The organism is Spirillospora sp. CA-294931, from assembly GCF_050946795.1.
Lineage (GTDB): Bacteria > Actinomycetota > Actinomycetes > Streptosporangiales > Streptosporangiaceae > Spirillospora.
The window spans coordinates 8,445,059-8,460,116 of record NZ_CP192006.1; the positions used below are offsets into that span (position 1 = coordinate 8,445,059).

The 15,058-nt window shown below is 68.2% G+C and carries 16 protein-coding genes; 5 read left to right on the forward strand and 11 right to left on the reverse strand.

Annotation, left to right across the window (positions count from 1 at the left end; all coding sequences use genetic code 11):
* The first annotated feature begins 56 nt into the window (after positions 1–56).
* Positions 57–1,364 (forward strand): S28 family serine protease, encoded by a 1,308-nt coding sequence (locus tag ACQPY4_RS38315; protein ID WP_433329670.1) that lies wholly within the window; start codon positions 57–59, stop codon positions 1,362–1,364.
* A gap of 73 nt (positions 1,365–1,437) precedes the next feature.
* Here the strand turns inward: ACQPY4_RS38315 and ACQPY4_RS38320 are convergent, their stop codons facing one another.
* Both ACQPY4_RS38320 and ACQPY4_RS38325 read right to left on the reverse strand, forming a co-directional pair.
* On the reverse strand, positions 1,438–1,989 hold the full coding sequence (locus tag ACQPY4_RS38320; RefSeq protein ID WP_433329672.1) for a GNAT family N-acetyltransferase: 552 nt from the start codon (positions 1,987–1,989) through the stop codon (positions 1,438–1,440).
* Positions 1,986–3,281 (reverse strand): helix-turn-helix domain-containing protein, encoded by a 1,296-nt coding sequence (locus tag ACQPY4_RS38325; protein ID WP_433329674.1) that lies wholly within the window; start codon positions 3,279–3,281, stop codon positions 1,986–1,988. Before ACQPY4_RS38325 ends, ACQPY4_RS38320 begins: the two co-directional genes overlap by 4 nt.
* A 142-nt stretch (positions 3,282–3,423) precedes the next feature.
* Between ACQPY4_RS38325 and ACQPY4_RS38330 the strand changes: the two genes are divergently transcribed.
* Positions 3,424–3,624: a hypothetical protein gene (locus tag ACQPY4_RS38330; protein WP_433329676.1), complete on the forward strand. Its 201-nt coding sequence runs from the start codon at positions 3,424–3,426 to the stop codon at positions 3,622–3,624.
* Between the two features lie 17 nt (positions 3,625–3,641).
* Complete coding sequence (locus ACQPY4_RS38335) at positions 3,642–4,043, forward strand: ATP-binding protein (RefSeq protein ID WP_433329678.1); 402 nt, start codon at positions 3,642–3,644, stop codon at positions 4,041–4,043.
* A gap of 563 nt (positions 4,044–4,606) precedes the next feature.
* Here ACQPY4_RS38335 and ACQPY4_RS38340 read toward each other — a convergent pair.
* Positions 4,607–5,545, reverse strand: a complete 939-nt coding sequence (locus tag ACQPY4_RS38340; RefSeq protein ID WP_433329680.1) for a hypothetical protein — start codon at positions 5,543–5,545, stop codon at positions 4,607–4,609.
* Between the two features lie 24 nt (positions 5,546–5,569).
* Between ACQPY4_RS38340 and ACQPY4_RS38345 the strand changes: the two genes are divergently transcribed.
* Positions 5,570–5,836, forward strand: a complete 267-nt coding sequence (locus ACQPY4_RS38345; RefSeq protein ID WP_433329682.1) for a hypothetical protein — start codon at positions 5,570–5,572, stop codon at positions 5,834–5,836.
* On the opposite strand, the gene ACQPY4_RS38350 is transcribed toward ACQPY4_RS38345, so the two are convergent.
* From ACQPY4_RS38350 to ACQPY4_RS38385, 8 genes are all read right to left on the reverse strand, one after another.
* Entirely contained in the window at positions 5,799–6,344 is a 546-nt protein-coding gene (locus ACQPY4_RS38350) for a GNAT family N-acetyltransferase (protein WP_433329684.1), read from the reverse strand. The genes ACQPY4_RS38345 and ACQPY4_RS38350 overlap by 38 nt on opposite strands.
* Positions 6,345–7,030: 686 nt before the next feature.
* On the reverse strand, positions 7,031–7,423 hold the full coding sequence (locus tag ACQPY4_RS38355; RefSeq protein ID WP_433329686.1) for a hypothetical protein: 393 nt from the start codon (positions 7,421–7,423) through the stop codon (positions 7,031–7,033).
* 1,330 nt (positions 7,424–8,753) lie between these two features.
* On the reverse strand, positions 8,754–9,659 hold the full coding sequence (locus ACQPY4_RS38360; protein WP_433329688.1) for a lysophospholipid acyltransferase family protein: 906 nt from the start codon (positions 9,657–9,659) through the stop codon (positions 8,754–8,756).
* Positions 9,656–10,678, reverse strand: a complete 1,023-nt coding sequence (locus ACQPY4_RS38365) for an NAD-dependent epimerase/dehydratase family protein (RefSeq protein WP_433329690.1) — start codon at positions 10,676–10,678, stop codon at positions 9,656–9,658. Before ACQPY4_RS38365 ends, ACQPY4_RS38360 begins: the two co-directional genes overlap by 4 nt.
* Before the next feature lie 47 nt (positions 10,679–10,725).
* Positions 10,726–10,824 carry a 30S ribosomal protein bS22 gene (locus ACQPY4_RS38370; protein ID WP_018654693.1) on the reverse strand — a complete coding sequence of 33 codons (99 nt, stop codon included), beginning with the start codon at positions 10,822–10,824 and terminating at the stop codon, positions 10,726–10,728.
* A gap of 385 nt (positions 10,825–11,209) precedes the next feature.
* Positions 11,210–11,413: a helix-turn-helix domain-containing protein gene (locus ACQPY4_RS38375; protein ID WP_026403281.1), complete on the reverse strand. Its 204-nt coding sequence runs from the start codon at positions 11,411–11,413 to the stop codon at positions 11,210–11,212.
* Between the two features lie 329 nt (positions 11,414–11,742).
* On the reverse strand, positions 11,743–12,573 hold the full coding sequence (locus ACQPY4_RS38380; protein ID WP_433339198.1) for a phosphatase: 831 nt from the start codon (positions 12,571–12,573) through the stop codon (positions 11,743–11,745).
* Positions 12,570–13,778, reverse strand: coding sequence for an acetoin utilization protein AcuC (locus tag ACQPY4_RS38385; protein ID WP_433329692.1), 1,209 nt, complete (start codon positions 13,776–13,778; stop codon positions 12,570–12,572). The genes ACQPY4_RS38380 and ACQPY4_RS38385 overlap by 4 nt, the downstream gene beginning before the upstream one ends.
* Positions 13,779–14,007: 229 nt before the next feature.
* On the opposite strand from ACQPY4_RS38385, the gene ACQPY4_RS38390 reads away from it, so the two are divergent.
* Entirely contained in the window at positions 14,008–15,057 is a 1,050-nt protein-coding gene (locus ACQPY4_RS38390) for an alpha/beta hydrolase (RefSeq protein ID WP_433329694.1), read from the forward strand.
* Position 15,058 lies beyond the last annotated feature (1 nt).

The following is a 15,058-nucleotide window of genomic DNA, read 5'->3' on the forward strand; positions in this document are numbered from 1 at the left end:
CGCGCTCTACATTAATACAGCACTGAATAATCCAGCGCACAGTTAATGGAGCGGCAATGCCCAACCCCATGGCCACAGCACTGTCCCTGGCGCTCACCGCGGGACTGACCTTCTTCCCAACGACCGCGCGAGCCACAGACATCGCGGACCGCCTCGAAGCAATCCCCGGCCTGAGCGTCGAGGAGAAGAACTCATCCATCGCGGGCCTGCGGTGGTTCTCGCTCAGCTACCGCCAACCGGTCGACCACCGGCGCCCGAACCAAGGCTGGTTCAACCAGCGGATCATGCTCCAGCACCGCCAGGACGACCGTCCGGTCGTGCTGCATTCGGGCGGCTACACCGTCCGGCAGGACATGTTCAAGACCGAACCCACCGAACTGCTGGACGCCAACCAGATCGCCCTGGAGCAGCGCTTCTTCGCCCCATCACGCCCCGAACCCGCCGACTGGACGAAGGACACCATCTGGCAGACCTCCAGCGACGCGCACCGCATCGTCCTCGCGCTGAAGAAGATCTACGCGGGCAAGTGGATCTCGACCGGCAGCAGCAAGGGCGGCGAGGCCGCCGTCCACCTCAAGCGCTTCTACCCCCAAGACGTCGACGGCACCGTCGCCTACGTGGCGCCCAACAACATCGACGACAACGACGACCGCGCCTACGACCGCTTCCTCTCACAAATCGGAAGCCCCTCGACCCGCGCCCACGTCCGCGCCCTGGCCAAGGAATTCCTACGCCGCCGCCCCGCCATGCTGAAGCGCCTGAAGACCGAAGCCGCAGCCAAGGGCTGGACCTTCGACCTCCTCGGCACCCCCGACCGCGCCTTCGAGAACGCCGTGATGGCCTTCGAACTGTTCGTCTGGGCAGGCCACCTGGAATCGGACATCAAGAAACTGCCCTCCCCCAACGCCTCCACCGACACGCTCTACAAAACCCTGAACGTGCCCAACAGCCTCGGCTACTACAACGACCAGACCCTGCGCCCCTACACCGCGCTCTACTACCAGTCCGGCACCCAACTGGGCTGGCCGAGCCCCAACTTCGCGCACCTGCGACCCCTGCTACGCCACGAACAGAGCTTCCAACCCCGCAGCTACGTCCCCCGGACAATCAAGATGGCGCCCGACAAAAAAGCCATGCGCGACATCGACCACTGGGTCCGTACCAAGGGAACCCGACTGATGTTCGTCAACGGCGGCAACGACCCCTGGACGGCCGAGCCCTTCCGCCTAGGCCCCGGCACCAAGGACTCCGCCGTCCACACCGCCCCCGGCATGAACCACGTCATCGACGGCCGCCTGATCAGCCACCTCCCACCCACCGAGAAGACCAAAGCCATCGCCACCCTCCACAGATGGACCTCCTAAACCCACACCCTCACACCAAGACGACGAGGACCGTGATGATCGTTGATGCCAGCGGCATGGGCGATTCGCCCTATCAGCGCGGGATGGGAACCACGAGCGAGTCGAAGTTCGGCGCGTCCTCGAATGGGCGCAGCTTCCCGATCTTCTCCCACCCCCAGCGCCGATAGGCCTCCTGCGCCGAGGTGTTGTCCTCGCGGACGAGCAGTGTCGCGCGCTCTTCATGGCGGCCGCGCAGCAGTTCGTCATGCAGGGCGTGGGCGATGCCCTGGCCCTGGCGCTCGGGGATGACCATCAGCTCGTTGAGGGCGAACGTGCGGTCGCCGGTCTCGTCGGTGAATCCATCGGGCACAGGCGTGGTGAGACCCTTCCACCAGCGGGCGTTGGCCGGCAGCGAGTAGCCGAACGCCTGCCCGACCGGGATCTCCTCAAGGTAGGCAACGACGATCTCAAACCCGGGAGCGCGGAAGTAGCTTCGGACGCGCTCAGCGAACCGCTGACTTGAGTAGAACGGGTCTTCGAGCCGATCGCCATGCGTGGCCTCATAAAGCGGAACGATCACGCCTTCGATGATCGACTCAGCCGACGCCGCATCGTGGCGGGTGAACGTGAGGCTGGACGGGGTCATTGATCTCCCGAGGTCTCCGCGAGCAGTTCGTAGGCATCCAGGACGGCTGGCTGCCTGGTCGCGGCGCGGGGCGCCAAACCCAGCGAGCTGCGCGCGGTACTGCGCACAAGTCCGTCATGGGCGAGTGCGCCGGGCAACCCCTCCATCACGCGCACCATATATCGTGCGCCTTCCTGGATCTCGCCTGCTCTGAGCAGAGCGCCCGCGCGGTGGAGTTCGACCTGCGCGCGTCCTTGCGACTGACCAGAGTAGAAAGCAAGTGCCCGGTCCTGGGCCCGATGCGCTTCCTCGGGGTTTCCGGCGAAGGTGTGGACGTGGCTCTTCACATGGTGAAGGCGCTGTTCAGGCCATGTCCATTGCGACCGCCCGTGCTGGGTGCTGGCGTCGGGCAAGCGCACGAACGTGTCCGCCAGGACGTTGAGGGCCTCGGTGGCCTCGGCACCTCGGCCAAGGTGAGCGAGGGCCTGGGCCCTGGCCGCGTATCCGCTGACGACTCCCACACAGGGCGTGTTCCGGCCGATCTCGATGGCTTCCTTGGCGAGGTCAAGGGTGGTCATCGCCGACCACCCGCCGTAGAGCGAGAACACCGCGGCGCGGCCTCGCACCAGGGACGCCGCACCAGGATCCCCGGACTCATCCGCGGCCCGGGCGGCCGTCCGCCACCACCGGCGCGCGCTCCGGGCGTCACCGACGCTGATCAGGGTGATCGCGGTGAGGGCGGCGAGTTGGGCAGCCGTGTGGACCAGCCGCAGCCGGGCCTCTGCGACAGCGTGGGAGATCAGCAGGTTGATCTCGTTGAAGTCCGTCACCAGGTCCGGCAGAACTTGACGAGCTGGGAGGAATCCGACTTCGTGCGCGTAGTCGAACGCCACGCGTTCCCATTCGTCGGCATCACGCGCGGTCACCCGGGTCGTGATCGCCTCAGTGAGCACCGTCCGCACAGGTTCGGCGTCGACACCAAGCGGAGCGGAGGCGGCAGCCGCAACCATCCCCAGGAGAGTCCTGCGTCTCACCTCATCGTCAGGAACCGAGCCATCTGATGACGCCTCACAGCCTTCTAGGGAGGGAAAGAGTTCGGCGAGGTCCATCTCGAAAGCGCAGGCGTAGGACTCCGCCCAGTCTCGCGGGAAGTGCTTCCCCTTCTCCCAGTCGAGGACTTGCCTGGCGAGATTGACAACCGAACCGTGTCGCACACCGGCAGCGTTCATAAGCTCGCGCGCCATCTGATGCTTGCTCCAGCCCCGCGCCTCACGTTCGGTCTGGAGACGCATCGCCCATTCAGGGATGTTCATCGCATCCACCCTCCGGTTGACCGGAGACACCCAGAGACGATGAGTCTCCGGGCTGTCACCGCCATTCTCCTCTTCCGAGCTCGTCATCCCGGGGTGTTCGCTGTTCGTGACCAAACCGCCACTCAACGCAGGAGATCGTGACGTGGACATGCACGGCCAGAGCCCCGCGCGCAATTACCCGTGGGCCGTCAGCCTCAAGGACTCGGCCGCCTCCGGACGCGATGGCGCAGCCCGATACCGCTACGCCCTGCACCGCGAAAAGTCCATGTGGGGCGGAGTTCGAAGGGCAGGAATGGGCGTGCTGGTCGCAATGGCGAAGCGCGTTGCGGCGGTCGAGCGGTGAGCGGGTGGGAGGCGGTGATGACCCAGCGTTTGAGCGGCCTCGGTGGTTCGTGCGTCGACGTCCGGGAGGTGCGTGCGTTCGTACGTGATGTTCTGGCGAAGGTTGCCGAGCGGGTGGATCTGGACGACGTGGATGTCATGACGTCCGAGGTTGTGACGAATGCCGTGCGGTACTCGCGGAGCGGGAAACCCGGTGGCGGCGTGTACGTGTCGATCAAGAGCGCGGCCGATCGAGCGCGGGTGGAGGTGCTGGACGACGGAGGCGGGTCATCATTCCCCAGGATTCCGGAGGCGACCGGGGACAGCCCGGAATCGGGGCGAGGCCTTCTGCTGGTGGAAGGGCTTTCCGAGCGGTGGGGCTACGAGATCGCGGAGCCGTCGAGCCGTCGCGTGACTGTCTGGTTCGAGGTAGGTCGGTGATGCGAGTGAAGTCGGAGCGAGGCCTTGCTCTTGGAGGGTCCAGGGGCGGCCGGGCCGCGCTCCCGGCCGCCACTACCAGTGATCAGCCATACGTTCGGCCCCCTAGCCGGATCGCGCGCCCCGATACCGACCTGAAGCGCGTAGGTCGCCTCCCGGGCTCGCGTGCAACTCCAGGCGTCGGCGACTTGATCGCCGGTCGTTGCCGCATGACTCAGAATTTGTCGAGGCCGCCGACCTGGCCAATGGTGAAGATGTGGCGGGTCGCCGCGCAGATCGTCTCCAACACGTGAACGGGCGTTCCTTCTGTCGAATAGGACGCCCGGAGCACCTGCGCGACCCACTCGCCGGGTTCCAGCTTGATGGAGCTCGGCGTACCCGGGCGGCCCGGCCGCGATCTGTTCCGGAAGCTGATCGGGATGCCACGACACGCTCTCGACAATCCCCTCTTCCGGCTGCAGGCACCACCTCGCGCCTGTGGCGGGGTGCTGCTCGGGACCGCGTTGGCTGTTGCCTGGCGCCGGGCCGTCGACGCTGCGCGTGCCGCGCGCTGGCCTGGAGGCCGTTCAGGCTGTGAGGCCGAGCCAGGAGGCGAACTGGGTGAGGTCGCGGTTGGAGCGGCGGTGCAGGCTGACCAGTACCCGTGTGGTCTCGCGGACCATCGGGTGATACCGCGTCTGCTCGGGGGCGGTATGGCGGGCGTGTTGAAGGGCCCGCAAGGTCGCGGGGCGGTCCCCGGCCATGAGGTGAGCGCGCGCCAGGTCGATGTAATGGTGCCCGGCCCGGGTCGGCGGCACCGACGCGGGCGGGGCGAAGTTCTCCCCGAGCGTGACGGCCTGGTCGACCTCGCCGAGCTCGACATGGGCGGCGACGGCGTGGATATGAGTGTTCACTTTGCCGAAGGTGAGGTGATAGTCGATCCGGTCGTCGCCGCCCACCTGGTCGGCCAGGCGGTGGGCGGCGTCCAGGTGGTCGCGGACGGCGGCGGCGTCGCCGCTGCGGGAGGCCAACGTGATCGCCCGTAGATGCATACTCCCGGTCAGCGTGAGCATGGCGGGGCTGGTGTCGGTGACCTGGCGGGCCAGGTCGGCGCGGGCATGGTCGAGGATCTGCAGGCCGTGGTCGTAGTCCCCGGCCGCCTGGAAAGAGTTCACCCGCGTCCACTCGGCCAGCCCGACCGCGAGGGGGTCCTCGGCGCGCTCGGCGGCCCAGGCAAGCTTGTGCTCGATGCCTTCGGCCAGGTCGCCGTAGCCGAGCCGGTAGGCCAGGCCGTGTGCGGCGTAGTATCCCGAGGTCAACAACCCGAACGCCGTGCGGCGATCGTCGCCAGAGGCGGTGGGGGCGACCGCGGTGAGTTCGATGAGCAGGTCAGGGAGGCGTTCACCCAGACGGGCGTAGTGGCCGCCGCGACGCAGTTCGGCGACCGCGTTCACCTCCGCCCGCAACGTGGTCAGCGGACGCGCCTCGACCTCGTCGCCGGGCGGCAGGTCGTAGCTGCGCAGCACCGCGCGGAGCTCGTCGATCGGCGCATGGGCGGCGTTCTCGGCGGCGTCTACCCCAAGGTGCGCGAGAGTTTCGCCGAGCTGGTTGAGGAATCCCTGGTCGTCCACGGGGTGGGGCTGCTGCGCCGCATCTTGGACGAGGGATCTCCGCTGATCGAGGCCGGGCTCGTGGACCCCGACGGTCTCAAGGTGATGGTCGGTGAGCTGGAGGCCGGACCCTACACCGAGGAGCCCTACTCCAAGCTGATCGAGGTCATCACTCTCGACCAGGCAGCACGAGCGTTCCTGCCCTGAACCACTCCGACAGATCGAGCCGCTCGGCGCGCCGCGCCATCATGAACAGCCGGGCGTTGGTGCGCTGCTCGGTGCGCACCAGCGTGAACCCCTGGGTCTGGTTGTAGCGGGCCACCGCCTCAAAGTGGCAGTGCCGCCGCACCCACGGCACCCCCAGCCGGGCGGCTCGATCCACCGCCCACCACGCCATCAACGTGCCCGGCTTGCGGTCGCGCAGGTCCGGATGGGTGACCGACCCCGACAAGTACAGGGCGGCCTCCGCGCTTTCGGTGTCGGTCCAGCCCCACGGCGGGCCGACATCCTGCACCAGCATCTGCCCGACCACGCCACGCTCATCGTCGTCGAGGACCCACACGTCCTCGTCCGGGTTGTCGCACTGCGCGACCAGATCGTCGACCGCGTCCCGCCAGCTCTCCAGCCCGTTGTGCTCCAGCCAGTCGCACCGAGCCCGGATCACCGCGGCGACCTGAGACCGATCGGCGCTCGTCGCAAGACGCATCACGAACATAGACCCGACACTACGACTCCAACGCCCCCCACACCGCCTCAACCAAACCCCTGAGTCCCGAAACGATCAAACAAACCTCCGGGACGCGGCGCATCAGCACCAACACCGCCAAAAAGACAGTCGACCAGCTCACCCCCGAGACCCCAGGCATCCGCCCCTGGCTCAATTACGTGACCGGCTCACGCCTCAGTATCGAGACCGCTGACAGACTTTGCTGCACGTCCACAAGATGTCGCGATCGCGACCCGGCAATGACCAGACCGAGCTGAGCGAAGGCCAGCCGATCGCCTGTACCTAGCTGGACGAATCTAACCGACGCATCCGCCGTGAGTTCAGCGCTGCTGAAGGCTCCTGAACAGGAACTCACGGCGTTTCGAGCGCCCAGGGCAACACTTCTTCAAACTAATGAAGCCTGCCTTCATCGCCCTGCCTCGCGTACTCGGCCCGCCTGCTCACCAGATCGATCCATCGGAGGACGGCGAAGTAGGCGTCTCCGCGTTCCTTGATCAGGCGCGCCCATTGGCAAGGGGGCGCTGAACAGGCGTCAGGTGCCCGTGCGTGGCGAGAACGATGCTGCTTGGCAGGGGTGACCCGTTGTGCTTCGAGGTAGGGTGTCGGGCTGGCGTTGGCCTTGGTCGACCAGCACCCGGTCGTGTATCCGACCTTGTTTTGTTCAGCCATAGCGCTCAACGTCGTTGGTTGTAGGGGCAGTTTGGGCACTTGAGGTCGTTGCCACTGTCCTGCGCCACGAGTGTTCCGTAGGAGATCCATCCCAGTGAGCCGTCAGTCAATAGCCCCGCCGCCAGCCTCACAGTGCGAAGAGCAAACCGTCTGCTCAAGGTTGCTTCGGGGTGTGAGTCGTGCGTGGTGATGCTCCTGTCTTTCCTAGCCGCCGCATCGGCGATCGTGGCTGCTTGAGTTCGTGCCCTGGCGGTCAGGCTGGCGAGTGCAGCCTCGGCTGTCCCCCCCTCGGCTTGGAGCACCCCGTACGTTTGATGGGTCGTCGTGTCGTTGGGTCCGCAGAAGTCGAAGGTTGCCGATCCCAGGGTGATGCTGATTTGGACCTTGGTCGCTGTCATGACGTCCTTTCGCGGGGTGGCGAGTAGCGGTTCCAGGTGCCGCCGACGGCGGTGCGGGGTTTGTTGGCGGTGGCGGGGTTGTAACCGAGGGCGTGGGCACTTGAGAGTCCGTCATGGGCGACTCCTTGCCTGCCGAAGACAGCGCTGCTCATCAGACGACGGCGAGACCCTTCGCAGTTCCCTCCAAGACCGAGAGGTCGTCGGCCGACTCTGCACGCCGCCGGGACGCCCTCCCCGCTTGGCGGTGTAGGTCAGCGGCGAAGGGAACGGCGGCAGTCGGCCGAGCCGGACACCGCGGGCCCTGGCGGCGGCCAGCCCTTGGTTGGTGCCTTCGATGCTGTTCGTGGTCCCGACCGGAGTGTGTCGGTGCGAGGCGGCAAGACGTAGGGGTGTACGTCACCTTGTTCTCCGATAGGAACGGCTCTCTGGACGACTTACCACCAATTAACGACTACAAGCGAAGCATGCTCGACACCTGCTACTGAAACGAGCTTTGACGGCTTCGGCCAGTTATTGGTAAGTCGCGCGGCTATTTGCCGCGGAGTTGACTCCACGAGGAGGCGGACCATGCGACCTCTAGAACCAAGCTGGACCACGTCGTGGGCTGGAACGACGCCTGGGCGATGGGATGCGGTCGTGGCGAACCACGACGGTGAGCCGGTCGGGCCGATGGCAGCCGGACGGTGAGCGAGTGGGAGGCCGTGATGACCAGGCGCCTGGGGGGCTCTGGCGCTTCGGGTGTCGAGGGTCATCGTTGCCGAGGATCCCGCAGGTAGCCGGGGATGACCCGGAGTCGGGGCGGGGTGTTCTGCTCGTGGAGGGGCTTTCCGAGCGGTAGGGATACAAGATCGCGGAGTTGTCGAGCCGTCGCGTGACTGTGTGGTTCGAGGTCGGCCGGTGAGCCCTCGCCGGGGTTTGGGGCGGAGCCCCAATGGGACTGTCCGAGCGGAGCGAGGGCCTTGCTTGTGGCGAACCAGCCCTCCGGGGCCCTTGGTTTGTGCGATTGGACGGAGGCCGAATCCCTCTAATTCGAGGTAGGACGATGATGCAGTCTCGGGGGCTGGTTCGCTGTCTCGCGTCGTCTATGAAATCTAAGTTATGAGTGGAGGGGGCGCGGGGGGCGGAGCCCCCAGCCTTGGGGGTTTGGGGGCGGGAGCCCCCAAGGGGGCTGTCCGAGCGGAGCGAGGGCCTTGCTTTTGGGGTCCAGGGGGCTTGTTCCCTGGTGGGGGTGCGGGGGCGAAGCCTCTGCTGAGGGCTGTGGCGTCCGGAACGGAGCGCTAGCGGAGTGCAGGGCGTCGCAGACCGTCGGGGGTCTGAGGGGGTTGCCCCCTCATAGGAAAGCAGGCCCTCTTCTTAGGAGGGTGTCGTAGAGCATTTGTTGGATGTTCTCGCGGACGTGGTCTGTCAGGTTGAAGACGGTTAGGGGGTCTTCTGCCGCTTCTGGGGTGTATTCGTCCAGGGGCATGGGTTCGCCGAAGCGGATCATCCACTTGGACGGGAGGGGGACGAGACCCGCGGCGCCCAGGAGGGGGAAGGTGGGGGTGATGGGGAAGTACGGGAGGCCCAGGAGGCGGGCCAGGGGCTTGAGGTCGGCGATCTTGGGATAGATCTCTTCGGCGCCGACGATGGCGCAGGGGATGATGGGGGCGTTCTCGCGCAGGGCGGTCTCGACGAAGCCGCCTCGGCCGAAGCGCTGGAGTTTGTAGCGTTCGCCGAAGGGCTTGCCGACGCCCTTGAAGCCTTCGGGGAAGACGCCGACGAGTTCGCCCTTGTCGAGGAGGCGGGCGGCGTCGGACGGGCAGGCGAGGGTGTGGCCGGCCTTGCGGGACAGGTGGCCCAGGAGGGGGACCTGGTAGACCAGGTCGGCGCCAAGGAGGCGCAGGTCGCGTCCGGCGTGGTCGTGCAGGGCGACCGAGAGCATGAGGCCGTCGAGCGGGAGCGTGCCGGAGTGGTTGGCGACCAGGAGGGCGCCGCCCTTTTCGGGGATGTTCTCCAGGCCGGAGAGTTCTACGCGGAACCAGTGCTCGTAGAGGGTGCGGGCGATGGGGAGCAGGAGTTTGTCGTTGAATTCGGGGTCGAAGCCGAATTCGTCGATCTCGTACTCGCCCGCCAGGCGGCGGCGGAGAAACGCCAGGCCGCGGTCCAGGATGGTTTGCTCGGGAGGCTTGCTCTCCTGCACGGCGTTGAGGGGGATGACCTCGGCGTCCTGCTCCTCGGCGCGGTCGTGCGCGTTCAATCCAGTTTCCTTCCGAGGACGGAGGTGAGCCGGTCGAACAGCTCGAGCGGGACGCCGCGGCCCAGGTCGCTGGACGAGACGAAGTCGGCGAAGGCCGCCTCGGAGCCGTATTTGGGACGCCAGGAGAGCTCGTTCACCAGGCGGGCGTTGTCGATGACGCGGCCGTAGGTCAGCCAGCGGAGGAGTTCGGGTGAGAAGCCCGACAGGCCCGCGAAGCGGCGTCCGGCCTCGCCCATCATGGAGAAGGACGGGGCGGGGACGGGGACGAAGGTGCGCCCCGCGCGGCGCAGCGCCTGGGACAGGAGCAGCACGCCGTCCCCGGCGACGTTGAACGTCCCGGGGTGCTCCTCGACCGTCATGCGGCGCAGCACCTCGATGCCGTCGTCCTCGTGGACGAACTGGAGCCGGGGGTCGAACCCGAGCACGGTCGGGACGACCGGCATCCGCAGGTAGCGGGTGAGCGGCGAGTCGACGCCGGGGCCGAGGAAGTTGGCGAACCGCAGGACCGACACGGTCAGGTCGCTGCGGCGCCGCTGGAGCCCGCGCACATAGCCCTCGACCTCGACGGCGTCCTTGGCGTAGCCGGACGTCGGGGGCTCGACGGGCTCGTCCCTCTCGGTGAACACCGCGGGGTCCATCGGCGAGGAGCCGTAGACGGCGGCCGACGACCGCACCACCAGCTTGCGCATGTCCGCGGACCGCTGGCACGCGGCCAGCAGCTGCATCGTGCCGATGACGTTGAGTTCCTTGGCCTTCGACCGCGATGTCGTCTGGGAGGTCACCAGGTTCAGGTGGACCACCGTGTCGACCTCGGCGGAGGAGATGACCTTGGCGATGCTCGGTGTGCGGATGTCGACGCGGACGAACTCGGTGCGGCCGAGCGGTGCCGTCGGCGGAACCGTGTCGACCCCGATCACCCGCTCGATGCCCGGGTCGGCTTGGAGGGTGTTCGCGACCCGCGCCCCCAGGAAACGGGAGACGCCCGTGACAAGTACGACACGGGCCGCGGCGGAGGGCATGGAGGACACTGTGCGCCCCACCCCTTACGGCTGGTTGGCCGGCGTGTTTACTTCTTGTTACGACGCTGGATGCGCGTCTTCTTCAGCAGCTTGCGGTGCTTCTTCTTGGCCATTCGCTTGCGGCGCTTCTTGATGACTGAGCCCACGAGACCTCGCTCGGCGTATCAGGTGTCGTACAGGAGACGGACATGACGACTCCCGAGCGCCAACGCTCGGTGAACTCGTACCGGTCCGATGCCCAAGGGTACCGCTGCGGCGACGGCGGTCTGGCCGCCGGTCACCCGCGGCGTGGCCACGGCACCGAGCCGGGCCGGTTCCGGTGCCCGAGGGATCGGGGGCCCTCGGCGGCCCCCGGCGCCCCGGGCACCGGGTCCGGCGGCCCTCAGGCCGCCGGCCGGTCCTTGTTCTTGCCCTTCTTCCCGACCGCCGAAATCCGTGCGGACGCTCCCTGCGCGGCCGGGCCCTGGGCATGCGACGGGGTCATGTGGCATGCCCCCGCCCTACCCGGTTTCGACCGGCAGAGTCCCCCCGTCATCCGGCTTCGATGTAGGCCTCACGCAAATAGTCGTGAACTGCCTGCTCGGGAACCCGGAACGAACGGCCCACACGGATCGCGGGCAGCTCGCCCGAGTGGACGAGACGGTAAACGGTCATCTTGGACACCCGCATCACCGCCGCCACTTCGGCCACAGTCAGGAACCTGACCTCGCTCAGAGGTCGCTCGCCTGAGCTCATCGGACGCCCTCTTCCACACGTGCCGCGCACCGGCCCTTTGGGTGACTTTGATCACGCACGTGTACTTCCTCCAGCGTAAATCGTGTACCGGCAGTCGCAAGAGGGGAGTTCCGCCCATTTCCGTATCCGCCCTGTCCGGACGGCCACAGTGTGCTGCTCGTACGGAGGGTGGGGGTGACGGTACGGCCAGCAGCATCACGATGGGTTGTCAAGCGAAACCAGAGGATCACCTGCGACTCAGGCGTCCTCGCAGGTGACAGACGAACCCATTGGCCCCTGTACGGCCGCCACGTCACACGCAGTGACGCGAACGCCCTGGGTCAAGGGGCTCAGGCGAGTCCGGCGCGGTCGAGAAGGTACTCGGTCATCGGGCCGTAGTGGTGCGGCGATATGCCGTCGTCCAGGGGAACCACGGCGTGGATCTTGCCTTCGGCGGCCCCGGCGAACAGCGCTGGATCGTTACAGTCAGCGAAACCGACGGTGTCGATCCCGGCCTGTCCGGCCGCTCCGGCCCACCCGTGATCGGCGATGGCCAGATCCGGCCAATCCGCCGATTGGACGCCCTCGGACGGGCCCGGCGTAGTAGTGCCGAGCTCGGCCAGCATGGCCTCCATGGGGGCCGAGTCATGGGTGTGGTGGGTGCGCCCGTCGTCCCCTTCGAGCATCGCGACGCCTTCGGGGGCGTAGACGATGCGGCGCGCCTCGTCCCCCCGGGAGGTCTCGATGGCGTACGACCAGCCCGCCGCAGGTGTCAGCACCCGGCAGCCGCGCGCGGCCAGCGCGGTGGCGACCGCCTGGTACACCGGCGTGAGCGTCGCCGGGTGCCCCGTCGCCAGCACGACCGACTCGCGGCGCTCGGCGGCCAGGCCGATGCGGTCGCCCATGGCCTCCAGCGCCGTGATCGTCAGCTCCGGGTCGATGGTGTCGTCGCCGTACAGGTGCATGGGGTCGGGGTTGACGCCGCAGCGCTCGACCATGCATTCGAGGACGTCGCGCTCGGTCCACGGCTTGTTCAGGTCGAGGCCGAACAGGTAGTAGGGGTTGCGGGCGGCCATGCGGCGGAAGTGCAGGAGGTTGTTCTGCCTGGGGGTGGCCACGTCCCCGGCGATCATGGTGCGGACCAGCTGGTCGCGCAGTTCCTCGCGGGTGGGCGCCATCAGACGTCCAGCAACGGGTCGAGGCCGTGCTCGGGGAACACCGCGCGCCGGGTCGCCAGGATCGCCTGGTCCACCGGGCTGTCGGGGTCGTAGCCGTCCGCCCACGTCTGCACCTGTATCACGCTCTTCCCGTCGGTCATCCGGTGCGGTGCGATCTCTTCGGTCCGCGTCCGCACGAAGGTTCGCCAGCTCTCCGGAGTGGGGGTCTCCGGTGGTATCGGCCGTCCCGCCGCCTCGGCGAGCAGGTGGGTCCAGGCGCGCGGGACGACCTGGACGAGTTCGTAGCCGCCGCCCCCGGTGACCAGCCATCGGCCGCCCGCCGTCTCGTGGGCCAGGGCGTGCAGGGCCGCGTACGCGGTGCGCTGGCCGTCGACGGTGAGCGTCAGGTGGGCCAGCGGGTCGAGCGCGTGGCCGTCGCAGCCGTGCTGGGTGACCAGCACCTGGGGCTGGAACGCCCGCAGCAGGGGCGGGACGACGGCGTCGAAGGCCCGCAGCCAGGGGCCGTCGCCGGTGCCGGGCGGGAGCGCCACGTTGACGGCGCTTCCCTCGGCCCCCGGGGCGCCGGTCTCGTCGGGGAAGCCCGTCCCGGGGAACAGGGTGCGCGGCGTCTCGTGCAGGCTGATCGTCAGTACCCGGGGGTCGTCGTAGAAGGCAGCCTCGACGCCGTCGCCGTGGTGGACGTCGATGTCGACGTAGGCGACGCGGTCGACGCCGTTCTCCAGGAGCCAGGCGATGGCGATGGCCGGGTCGTTGTAGACGCAGAAGCCGCTGGCGGCGCCCGCCATCGCGTGGTGGAGCCCGCCCGCGATGTTGGCGGCGTGCTCGGTCTCACCGGCCACGAGCGCGCGCGCCGCGGCGACGGTGGCCCCGGCCACCAGCGCGGACGCCTCGTGCATGCCGAGGAAGACCGGGTTGTCGGGGGTGCCGAGGCCGTGCCGGGGCTCGGTGAGGCCGGTGTCGCCCGCGTGCCGCACGGCGGCGATGTAGTCGTCCTCGTGCACCAGCCCCAGCAGCTTCTCGTCGGCGGCCTCGAACGGCGCGACGGTGATGCCGGGGCCTTCCAGCAGGCCGAACTCCCTGGCGAGCGCCATGGTCAGCTCGACGCGGACGGGGTTCAGCGGATGGCCGGGGCCGAAGTCGTAGGAGATGAGCCGGTCGTCCCAGAGGATCTTGAGACCACACTCGCGTGGTGGCGGGACGCTGCTCATGGGTCTCACGGTATCGCCCGCACCGGCGCGCGAGTTCGTGACCCGGATCACAGCGGCGGAGGACGATCACGGCGGCGGCGCCGGGACGGCAATCACAAACGTCCCCCGTGTGAGGTGCATCACCATCGCCCAGCGGGCATCACGTTAACAAGAACGAAACAGAACATTGAGGACGTAAATGGACGTGCGCCTCCCCTCCGAGCCACCGGCAGAGGTCAGTTCTCTGCCGGTGGCGAGCGACAGCGTCCCGGTGGCCGCTTACGCCCCGAATCTGCGCCGGCCGAGCCTGCGCAGCAGGACCATCTCCAACGCGCTCTATGTCGGGCTCCGCCCCTTCATCGACCACGTGCCCGGTCACCCCGCCGGAATCCGGACGGCCCGGACGACCGTCGACACGGCGTCCCGCCTCATCCCCGCGGGCCGCCGCGTGCGGATCAGGCCACTGGTCGACCCGAGGGTCGAGTCGGGCGGCTCGGAGCGTCCGGTCACCGGCGAATGGGTCGTCGACCAGGGACGCGGCCGCAGGCGCACCCACGCCGTGCCCGACACCGCGCGCGGCGCGATCCTCTACCTGCACGGCGGCGCGTACGTCGTTTGCTCACCGCGCACACACCGTCCCATCACGGCGCGGCTCGCCGTCGAGACCGGGCTCCCCGTCCTGGTACCCCGCTACCGCCTCGCGCCCGAGCACCCCTTTCCGGCCCCGTTGGAGGACGCCGTCGCTGCCTACCGCTGGCTGCTGGATCGGGGCGTCCCCGCGTCCGGCATCGTGATCGCCGGCGACTCCGCCGGTGGCCATCTGGCCGCCTGCCTCACCGGCGAGATCTGCCGCACCGGCCTCCCCAGGCCCGCCGGGACGGTCCTGTTCTCCCCCTGGGTCGACCTGACCTGCGCCATGTCCGTCGACGCGCACCGCGAAACCCGCGACGCCTACATCAGTGCCCGCTCGGCCCGCAGGGTCGCCCGTCTCGTAGTGGGGCCAGCCGGATTCGACGACCCGCGGCTGGCCCTGCTCGCCTCCCCCTGGAACGGCACCCCGCCCTTCCTCATCCAGGTCGGCGGCGCCGAGGTCCTGCGCCCCGAGGCCGAAGCCCTGGCGGCCGCGCTCACCGAGGCGGGCACGCACTGCGAACTCCAGGTCTGGACGGGGCAGATGCACGTCTTCCAGATCCTCAACCGCGTGCTGCCGGAGGCGAGCGCGGCCATGCGCGAGACCGCCCGCTTCATCAACGCGGCCGTCACCGCTCCCGTGGCCAACGAGACCGAGGCCGCCGCCTGAC